The organism is Pseudonocardia sp. (assembly GCF_025965585.1).
Taxonomy (GTDB): Bacteria; Actinomycetota; Actinomycetes; order Mycobacteriales; family Pseudonocardiaceae; genus Pseudonocardia.
On the sequence record NZ_JAOPWR010000346.1, the window covers coordinates 1 to 9562 of the forward strand.

Below are 9562 nucleotides of genomic sequence, written 5' to 3' on the forward strand. Positions count from 1 at the left end.
ATCGTGGCCTCGACGAACGCCGACTGGTTGGGGTTCGCCTCGTGGCAGTCGCCGGCCCGGCGGTCGGTGGCCGAGAGCTGGTAGGGCGTGGCGAGCCCGGCGGCCGTCAGCGGCGCGGGTGGCACCACCAGCGAGCAGTTGGGGTTCGGAGCCGGCGGGTTGGCCGGGGGCGTGGCGCCGTTCGTGGGGGTGGTGGTGTTCCCGCCCGTCGTGGTGCCGGGCCGCTGTTGGCGCTGCCCGTGCTCCGAGCCCATGGGGCCGAAAACGCCGCCGTGGCCGCGTTGTCCCGGCGGCGCGGTCGGTTGGGTGGTCGTCGGCGTGCTCGCGTTCGCGACGCCGACGAACGGCACCTGGCAGCCGGACAGCCCGGCGATCAGCGCCACGGCGGTGGCGGCCGTCGCGGCCAGCTTGGTCCGGCGCCGGAGCGCGAGATGTCGTCGTTCAGTGGCCATGTTTCCGTGTCTCTCCTGTCGCGGCCCGGACGTCGGCGACCGGCGAGTGGCGAGATCAGGGGGAGCGATCAGCCGGTCGGATGGGCGCGTCGGCGTGTGCCCAGAACGGTAAAGACGGGCAGGGGTACGAATCGGACTTCTGAGAGAGGGGGTTGCGCGGGCACGCCGGAAGTACCGTCCCACGCGCCGAGACGTGGCTGATGACTCCGGGTGGCGGACACCCGTTGACCCGAGTGCTCCAGCGGGCCTCTCAGGTTCGCGACCCCGGACCGGTCAACGGTGCGTCGTGGGCCGGTCCACGGGCCGGGCCGTCGGAACGCCATCAACACATCCGCCCGCCGCGCGTCCATCCGCGCGGATGGCCCGCTTCACCGCCGCCCGCAGCTGCGACAGGGTCAGCGTGCCGGCAAACGGGTAGTACCCGGTCAACTACCAGGTTTCGGGCGGAGATCGCCGGCTCGGGACGCTCCGCCGCAACGGTCGCGGTTCCCGGTCCCGAACCGGTGATCACGGGGTGGGATCGGCTCCGCCACACGCCGCTCCACCGCGTCGGCGTCCGGAACTGCCGCCCCCGCTCCTCCTCCAGCTCTATCGTGCTCGCCGATCCACGCCTCGTCATGGCCCGGCGCGTCGAGGTGCTCGACGGGCCTCAGGTCGCGCTGCATCGCCGGCGTCGGGTTCTGGCCGGGGGTGTGGAACGGGGCGAGGAAGGTACCGGAGCGCAGTCCGGTCATCGCGTGAGCACGACCTGGGTCACGTCCGCGTGGCTGTGCGGAAGGTCGACACCCGGCCGCGGTCCCCGGTGAACCGGGACGAAAGGCATGGACGAACGGAGAACGCCGCCGAATGGCGCGTCGCTAGCCTTTTCGTACTGCCCGTACGACCGAGGAGAACGACGATATGCGTGGAAAGACCGTGTCCGGGAACCGTGTGCTGCGGCTGCTCGTGAGCGCGGCCGTCGCCGTCGCGGTCGTCGGGCTGACCGCGGGGTGCGGCCCGAAGGCAGCCGCCTCGGCCGTCGCCTCCGGTACGCCGTCGGCGAGCGCGAGCGCCGGAGCGGGCTGTCAGCAGGTCGGCACCGTGAACTTCGACAAGACCAAGTTCGTGCTGCACGCCGGTCTGGCGTTCGGCGCGTTCCACCACTTCATCTACGCCCCGTTCAAGGCCGGGTCCTTCACGTCCGGTGCGAAGGGGCGAACGTCGGCGCTGGTGAAGGCGGGCCTGGCCGGCCTGTTCACGGCGCACGAGATGTCGGTGGCGAAGACCGACGCCGAGTCCTCGCCCACGCTGTGCAAGCTCGTGGCGCCGTTCGACCAGGCGAGCAGTGCCATCGGCGGCCTCGTCAGCAAGATCAAGAACGGCTCGGCGTCGTCCAGTGATCTCGACAAGCTCAACGGCCAGGTCAACACCCTGCAGAGCAGTGCCGCCGCGGACGGCGACGCCGCCCCGGACCAGATCCCGTCGGCCACGCAGCTCGCGACGGGATCCTGATCGCTCCTTTCCGGCGCCCGATACGAATCGCCCGGGAAAGCACTCAGAGGCTTTCCCGGTCGGATGCGGACGCGACTGCGCTGCACACGACGCGCCGGATGTCGTGGGTCGGGTGATCCCGGTGGGGTCGCCGCCGACCAGCAGCAGGTCGGTCGCGTTACGGCCTCGACGTGATCCTCGACGGCCTGGAGGGGGCGCTGCAGCGGGGCCTGACGCGAGGTCAGGTCGTGGCGAGGTCCGCGACGGTGCGGTGCGCGCCCGCGTCCCTGAGGTCCGCCGCGTCCGACGTCGTGGTGATCCCGATGATCGTGCCGACCCCGGCGGCCACGAGCGCGCGCACCCCTGACGGCGAGTCCTCGACGGCCGTGCAGTCGCCGGGTGGGACACGGAGCCGCTTGCAGGCGAGCAGGTAGCCCTCCGGCGACGGCTTGCCCTCGGCCACCGTCTCGGCGGTCACCAGGACCGGCGCGCGGACGCCGAGGACGTCCTCGAGCACCTGCCGGGCCCACGCTGCCCCCGCACTGGTCACGATCGCGACGGGTGTGCCGGCGGCGGCGAGTGCGTGCAGCGTCTCCACCGCCCCGGGGACGACGTCGACGGTGCCGGACGGCTGGTCGGCGAGCACGGCCAGCGCCGTGCCGACGTCGGGCCAGGGCCCCTCCATCCGCGCGAGCACGTCGCGCGCCCGGCGGCCCTTCACCGTGCGCTCGTAGGTGTCCTCGTCGATCGCGACGGCCCAGTGGTCGAAGAAGCCCTGCCACGCCACCCGGTGGACGTGCTCACTGCGCACCAGCGTGCCGTCCATGTCGAACAGCACGGCGCGCGCGGCCGTCAGGTCCACGTGAACAGGGCCTCGCCGGCGCCGATCGGGCTGCCGGCCGCGGGCCCGGTGACACTGTCGGGTGCCGAGTCCATGACCACCACGGGGCAGATCGCCGACAGCTCACGTGAGCGGACGAGCGCCGGGTCGAACGTGACCACCGGGTCGCCCGCCGCCACTGCCGCGCCCTCGGCGGCGTGCAGCGTGAAGCCCTCGCCCGCCAGGTGCACCGTGTCGATCCCGAGGTGCACGAGCACCCCAGTGCCCGACGCCGTGAGCACCACGAACGCATGCGGGTGCAGCTTGACGAGCGTGCCGTCGACGGGGCTGCCCACCTCCACCGGCCCGGCCTCCGGGGGCTCGACCGCCACGCCGGCGCCCACCATCTGCTCGGCGAACACCGGGTCGGGCACGGCTGAGAGCGGCTGCACGGTCCCGGCGAACGGGGAGCCGACGATCACAGGAGGTCGTTGATGTCGTCGGCCAGGCTGTCGGCCTCGGGACCGACCACGACCTGCACGATCGTCCCGGCCATGACCACGCCGTGCGCGCCGGTGGCCTTGAGCGCCTTCTCGTCGACCTTGGCGGGGTCGGTCACCTCGGTGCGCAGGCGCGTGATGCAGCCCTCGACGTCGACGATGTTGGCGGCGCCACCGAGCCCGGCGACGATGTCCTCGGCCTTCGACATGGTGATCACTCCTCGATGTGAGCTGTTGACACCGCCGGGCCTTCCGGCCATCCTTCGCTCACTGGTTATGACCGGACCGTACCGGTGGTGCAGCCCCCACGGCAACGGTCACCCGAGAGCTCGGAGGCCGCCCATGACGACGACTGTCGACACACCGTCCGCACCGCCGAAGAGTCGACCGGGACTGGCCGGTCTGCAACGCCTGGGCCGCAGCCTGATGCTGCCCATCGCCGCCCTTCCCGCCGCCGGCCTGCTGCTGCGCCTGGGACAGGACGATCTCCTGGGACACTTCGGCGCCCTCAAGACCGTGGCCGCCGTCCTGTCCGGGGCCGGTGGCGCGCTGTTCGACAACCTGCCGCTGATCTTCGCCGTCGGCATCGCGATCGGCTGGGCCCGCAAGTCCGACGGCTCCACCGCGCTCGCCGCCGTGGTCGGCTACCTCGTGCTCAAGGGCGTGTTCACCGCCATGAGCCCGGTGGTGCTGGCCGGCCAGGTCGACTCCGACGGTAAGGCCGCCGTCGTCGACTTCGGGGTGCTCGGCGGCATCGTGGTCGGTCTGCTCACCGCGATCCTGTGGCAGCGCTTCTACCGCACGAAACTGCCCACCTACCTGGGCTTCTTCAACGGGCGCCGGTTCGTGCCGATCATCGTCGCGATCACGATGATGCTGCTCGGCGTGGTGCTCAGCTTCGTCTACCCGCTGTTCAACTCGGGCCTCACCGCGCTCGGCGACGCCGTGCAGGCCAACTCCGTGGTCGGTGGCGGCGTGTTCGGCGTCGTCAACCGGCTGCTGCTGCCGCTGGGCCTGCACCACATCCTCAACTCGGTGGTCTGGTTCATCCTCGGCGACTACAACGGTGTGCACGGCGACCTCAACCGCTTCTTCGCGGGTGACCCCACGGCCGGCACGTTCATGACCGGCTTCTTCCCGATCATGATGTTCGCCCTGCCCGCCGCGGCGCTGGCCATCTGGCACGAGGCGCGGCCCGCGCAGCGCAAGGTGGTCGGCGGCATCATGCTCTCGGTCGCGCTCACGTCGTTCCTCACCGGCATCACCGAACCGCTGGAGTTCTCCTTCGTCTACGTCGCGTGGCCGCTCTACCTCATCCACGCCTTCCTCACCGGCACGTCGCTGGCGCTGACCAACGCCCTCGGGATCCACGACGGCTTCACGTTCTCCGCGGGCCTGATCGACTACCTGATCAACTTCGGGCACGCCACGAACGCGCTGTGGCTGATCCCGATCGGACTGGCCTACGCCGCGATCTACTACGTGGTGTTCCGCTTCGTCATCCGGCGCTGGAACCTGCGGACGCCGGGCCGGGAGGTGGAGAACGACCCGGAGACCACCACCGAGACCGCATCCGAGACCACGCCCGAGACCGCAGCCGTCGCGAAGGAAGCCTGATGACGACCCGCACCGTGACCGTGGCCTCGAAGGTCGGGCTGCACGCCCGGCCGGCCGCCACCTTCACCCGCGCCGCAGCCGGGGCCGGACTGCCGGTGACCATCGCCGTGCCCGGCAAGCCGCCCGTCAACGCGGCGAGCGTGCTGGCCGTGATGACGCTCGGCGTCGAGCACGGCCAGGAGGTGATCCTCGCGGCCGAAGGTGACGGCGCCGACTCGGCACTCGACACGCTGGTGGAGCTGCTGGCCACCGACCTCGACGCGTGATGCGCACGATCCTGCGCGGGAGAGGCGTCAGCCCGGGGGTGGCGTGCGCGCCGCTCGCGCGGCTGGCCGCCCCGCTGGTGACCTCGGCGGAGGATCCCGTCGGCGCCGACCCCGCCGCCGAGCGGGTCCGGGTGCGCGAAGCGTTCGCCGCCGTGGCCGCGGACCTCGAGGCCCGGGCCGGCCGCGTGCAGGGGGAGACCGCCGAGATCCTCACGACCACGGCCGCGATGGCACTCGACCCGTCGCTGCTCGCCGCCGCCGAGGACCTCATGGGGGCCGGGACGCCGACCGGGCACGCCGTGACGCTCGCGATCGAGGGGTTCTGCGAGCAGCTCGACGTGCTCGGCGGCTACCTGGCCGAGCGGGTCACCGACCTGCGCGACGTCGGGCACCGCACGGTCGCCCACCTCGCGGGCGTCCCGATGCCCGGTGTCCCGGCCCCGGGGTACCCGGTGGTGCTGGCCGCGCGGGACCTCGCCCCGGCCGACACCGCGAGCCTGGGCGCCGACGTCGTCGCGCTCGTCACCGAGGAGGGCGGGCCGACGAGCCACACGGCGATCCTGGCCCGCTCGCTCGGCCTGCCGGCCGTGGTCGGCTGCCCGGACATCGCGTCGGTGGCCGAGGGCACGACAGTGCTGGTGGACGGCACGACCGGCGTCGTGGAGCCCGATCCTCCGGACGAGCGACGGGCCGTCCCCGCCGCGATGGTCCCCGCCGCGGACACCCCCGGCGCCACCGCCGACGGCCACCGGGTGGCCCTGCTCAGCAACATCGGCACGCTCGTCGACGCCGAGCAGGCCGCGGCCACCGCGTCCGAGGGCGTGGGCCTGTTCCGCACCGAGTTCCTGTTCCTCGACCGGCGCACCCGCCCGGACGTCGCCGAGCAGACCCGCACGTACGCCGCGGTGCTGCGCGCGTTCGGCGACCGCCGGGTGGTCGTGCGTACGCTCGACGCCGGCTCGGACAAGCCGCTGCCGTTCCTGCCGCTCGGGCACGAGGAGAACCCCGCGCTGGGCATGCGGGGGCTGCGGACCGCCGCCGTCCACCCCGGCGTGCTCGACGACCAGCTGACCGCGCTCGCCGCGGCGGCGGAGGAGACCGGGCGCGCGGTCGACGTCATGGCGCCGATGGTGGCCACGGCTCAGGAGGCGGAGCGGTTCGCCGCACGCGCCCGTGGGCACGGGCTGACCCGAGTCGGGGTGATGATCGAGGTGCCCGCGGCGGCGCTGCGGGCCCGTGAGCTGCTGGAGGTGGTCGACTTCGTGAGCATCGGCACCAACGATCTCGGCCAGTACACGATGGCCGCCGACCGCACGGCCGGTGCGCTCGGCGACCTGCTCGACCCGTGGCAGCCCGCGCTGCTCGACCTCGTCGCCATGGTCGGCGAGGCCGGTCGCACCACGGACAAGCCCGTCGGGGTGTGCGGCGAGGCGGCGGCCGACCCGCTGCTCGCGGCCGTGCTCGTCGGGCTCGGCGTCACGAGCCTGTCGACGGCACCCGCATCCCGGCCCGCCGCGCATGCGCAGCTGAGCGCACTGACGGCGCAGGAGTGCCGGGTGGCGGCCGACCGCGCCCGGTCCGCCCGCAGCGCCGACGCGGCCCGGGCGACCGTCGCCGAGTGCGTGCACGATGCCGGCGAGGCGCGGGTGGCCGGCGCGGAGCCGACGGGCGCGGTCGGCCCCGCGCGTTCCGCTCGCGCGGACCGCCAGGGGCGGGCGTCGGCGGAGGCGGCCTCGTGACGGTACTGCGCGGCACCGTGATCGCCGGCGGCACCCGCATCGACGACGGTGCCGTCGAGATCGAGGGCGAGCGCATCGTCCGCGTCGGACCAGCCCGCGACGGCGACGGACCGGCCGAGCCCGGCACCCTCCTGCTCCCCGGGCTGGTCGACGTCCACTGCCACGGCGGTGCCGGCCACGGCTTCCCCGATGCCGGAGCCGACGGCGTCCGCGCGGCCGCCGCCCACCACCTCGCCCACGGCACCACGTCGCTGCTCGGCAGCCTCGTCTCGGCGTCGGGGGAGACGCTGCTGGAACGGGTCCGGCTGCTCGCGCCGCTGGTGGATGCCGGTGAGCTGGCCGGCATCCACCTCGAGGGCCCGTTCCTCGCCGCCGCGCAGTGCGGGGCGCAGGACCCCTCCGCGATCGTGCCCGGCGACCCCGGCCTGCTGGCCCGGCTGCTCGACGCCGGCGCCGGCCACGTCCGGTCGATGACCCTCGCCCCGGAGACCCCGCGCTACCGCGACCTGCTCGCCGTGATGCAGCGCCACGGCGTGGTCCCGAGCCTCGGGCACACCGACGCGAGCGCTGCGGCCACCACCGCCGGCATCGCGCAGGCGGGGCAGCGCCCGCTGAGCGCCACGCACCTGTTCAACGGCATGCCGCCGCTGCACCACCGCGCCCCGGGTCCCGTGGCCGCATGCCTGGCCGCGGCCGGGCGCGGCGCCATGGTGCTGGAGCTCGTGGCCGACGGCGTACACCTGGCCGACGAGACCGTCGCGATGGTGTTCGACCTGGTCGGGCCGGACCGGATCGCCCTGGTCACCGACGCGATGGCCGCCGCGGGCATGAGCGACGGGCGCTACCGGCTGGGCGCGCTCGACGTCGACGTGGCCGACGGGGTCGCCCGCCTGGCCGCGCAGATCGGGCGGCCCGCCGAACGCGTCGGCGAGCATCCGCCCGGCGGCACCGGACTCGCGCCCGGCGGGGGTGTCGAGCGTCCGCTCGCCGGCGGCACCGCCCGCCTGATCGACGTCGTCCGCCGCGTCGTGCGGCACGCCGGCGTCCCGCTGCCCGCCGCGGTCACGGCCGCCACCGCCACGCCCGCCCGGCTGCTCGGCCTGCACGACGTCGGCGCCCTCGTCGCGGGCCACCGTGCCGACGTGCTCGTCACCGACGCCGCACTCACCCCGCGGGCCGTGATGCGCGCGGGCCACTGGATCACCCGCGAACGCCAGAGAGAGGTCGTGTAGCTCGATGGAGGTCCTCATCCACCGCAGCGCCGAGGCGGGGGGCCGGGTCGTCGCCGACGTCGTGGAGGACGTGGTGCGGCGCGGGCCGACCGTGCTGGGGCTGGCCACCGGCTCGTCGCCGTTGCTCGCCTATGCCGAGCTGATCCGCCGCCACCGCGAGGAGGGCCTGTCCTTCGCGCGGGTCGAGGCCTTCCTGCTCGACGAGTACGTCGGCCTGCCCGCCGGGCACCCCGAGTCCTACCGGGAGGTGATCCGGCGCGAGCTCACCGGCCACCTCGACATCGACGCCGATCGTGTCCACGCGCCCGACGGAAGCCACCCCGACCCGCCCGCGGCGGCCGCCGAGTACGAGAAGTCGCTGGTCGGGGTCGGTGTGCAGATCCTCGGGATCGGCACCAACGGCCACATCGGGTTCAACGAGCCGGGCTCCTCGCTCATGTCGCTGACCAGGGTGAAGACGCTCGCGCGGCAGACCCGCGACGACAACGCCCGGTTCTTCGGGGACAGCATCGACGCGGTGCCCCGCCACGTGATCACCCAGGGCCTCGGCACGATCGCCCGTGCCGGGCACCTCGTCCTGACCGCGGCGGGCGAGCACAAGGCGGCCGCGGTCGCCGCCGCCGTCGAGGGACCGCTCACGGCGTCCTGCCCGGCGTCGATCCTGCAGTGGCACCCGCACGTGACGGTGGTGCTCGACGACGCCGCGGCGTCCCGCCTGGAGCGCGCCTCCTTCTATCGCGAGATCGCCGCGCAGAAACCCGCCTGGGCCTGAGGCCGTGTCCTGACGAAGGAGATCCACAGGACACGGCTTTCTGTGGTTTCATCTGGTCATAACCAGGAGGAGACTGCGTGGCGAAGATCGTCGAGGGGATGGTGCCCAAGCACGAGCAGCTGCGGGCCATCCTGGCCGAGCTGGTCTCGGAGCACCTCTCGCCCGGTGACCTGCTGCCCAGCGAGCGGCAGCTGTGCGTGGACCACGGTGTCAGCCGCATCACCGTCCGCGACGCGATCGGCCAGCTCGTCAGCGAGGGTCTGCTCGTCCGGGTGCGGGGCAAGGGCACGTTCGTGGCGCAGCGGGCGGCGCGCTCGCGCCTGCACCTCGCGTCGTTCCACGAGGACATGCGCCGCCTGGGCCTGACCCCGACCACCGTGGTGCTGGTCGTCGAGCGAACCGTGCCCCCGGCCGCCACGTCCCATGCCCTCGCCATGCGCGCCGGCCGGCAGGCCTGGCATGTGCGCCGGCTGCTGCTGGCCGACGGCTCGCCGATGACCGTCGACGACGCCTGGTACAACGCCGAGCTCGTGCCCGACCTCGATGCGCACGACCTGAGCCGCTCCATCTACGACACCCTGCGCGACCACTACGGCCTCCTCCTCGACCGCGCCGAACAGACCGTCGCGGCGGGCGAGGCGGGGGAGGAGTTCGCCGTGCTTCTGGGCGTGCCCGCGTCCCGTCCCGCGCTGGT

At 73.6% G+C, this 9562-nt stretch carries 10 protein-coding genes and 1 pseudogene; 7 read left to right on the forward strand and 4 right to left on the reverse strand.

What is annotated here, in order from left to right; translation table 11 throughout:
• A pseudogene (locus tag JWR81_RS21100) lies at positions 1–452 on the reverse strand (hypothetical protein); the annotation flags it as partial.
• 915 nt (positions 453–1367) lie between these two features.
• Between JWR81_RS21100 and JWR81_RS21105 the strand changes: the two are divergent.
• Positions 1368–1943 (forward strand): hypothetical protein, encoded by a 576-nt coding sequence (locus tag JWR81_RS21105; RefSeq protein WP_297655603.1) that lies wholly within the window; start codon positions 1368–1370, stop codon positions 1941–1943.
• Positions 1944–2163: 220 nt separating this feature from the next.
• Here JWR81_RS21105 and JWR81_RS21110 read toward each other — a convergent pair whose 3' ends face one another.
• From JWR81_RS21110 to JWR81_RS21120, 3 genes are read right to left on the reverse strand one after another with little or no spacing between them, the layout of a single operon-like run.
• Positions 2164–2784 carry an HAD family phosphatase gene (locus JWR81_RS21110; RefSeq protein ID WP_297655607.1) on the reverse strand — a complete coding sequence of 207 codons (621 nt, stop codon included), beginning with the start codon at positions 2782–2784 and terminating at the stop codon, positions 2164–2166.
• Positions 2775–3224: a glucose PTS transporter subunit IIA gene (locus tag JWR81_RS21115; RefSeq protein WP_297655609.1), complete on the reverse strand. Its 450-nt coding sequence runs from the start codon at positions 3222–3224 to the stop codon at positions 2775–2777. The genes JWR81_RS21110 and JWR81_RS21115 overlap by 10 nt, the downstream gene beginning before the upstream one ends.
• Positions 3221–3451: a PTS glucose/sucrose transporter subunit IIB gene (locus tag JWR81_RS21120; protein ID WP_297655612.1), complete on the reverse strand. Its 231-nt coding sequence runs from the start codon at positions 3449–3451 to the stop codon at positions 3221–3223. The genes JWR81_RS21115 and JWR81_RS21120 overlap by 4 nt, the downstream gene beginning before the upstream one ends.
• Positions 3452–3584: 133 nt before the next feature.
• On the opposite strand from JWR81_RS21120, the gene JWR81_RS21125 reads away from it, so the two are divergent.
• The 6 genes from JWR81_RS21125 to JWR81_RS21150 all read left to right on the forward strand — a co-directional run.
• A complete protein-coding gene (locus JWR81_RS21125) occupies positions 3585–4859 on the forward strand; it encodes a PTS transporter subunit EIIC (RefSeq protein ID WP_297655615.1) in 1275 nt (424 codons plus the stop codon).
• Positions 4859–5125, forward strand: a complete 267-nt coding sequence (locus JWR81_RS21130) for an HPr family phosphocarrier protein (RefSeq protein WP_297655618.1) — start codon at positions 4859–4861, stop codon at positions 5123–5125. Before JWR81_RS21125 ends, JWR81_RS21130 begins: the two co-directional genes overlap by 1 nt.
• Entirely contained in the window at positions 5125–6864 is a 1740-nt protein-coding gene (gene ptsP / locus JWR81_RS21135) for a phosphoenolpyruvate--protein phosphotransferase (RefSeq protein ID WP_297655631.1), read from the forward strand. The genes JWR81_RS21130 and ptsP overlap by 1 nt, the downstream gene beginning before the upstream one ends.
• On the forward strand, positions 6861–8096 hold the full coding sequence (locus tag JWR81_RS21140) for an amidohydrolase family protein (RefSeq protein ID WP_297655621.1): 1236 nt from the start codon (positions 6861–6863) through the stop codon (positions 8094–8096). The genes ptsP and JWR81_RS21140 overlap by 4 nt, the downstream gene beginning before the upstream one ends.
• Positions 8097–8100: 4 nt before the next feature.
• On the forward strand, positions 8101–8868 hold the full coding sequence (locus JWR81_RS21145; RefSeq protein WP_297655623.1) for a glucosamine-6-phosphate deaminase: 768 nt from the start codon (positions 8101–8103) through the stop codon (positions 8866–8868).
• 77 nt (positions 8869–8945) lie between these two features.
• The coding region (locus JWR81_RS21150) for a GntR family transcriptional regulator (RefSeq protein WP_297655626.1) at positions 8946–9562 on the forward strand (617 nt) is incomplete at its 3' end.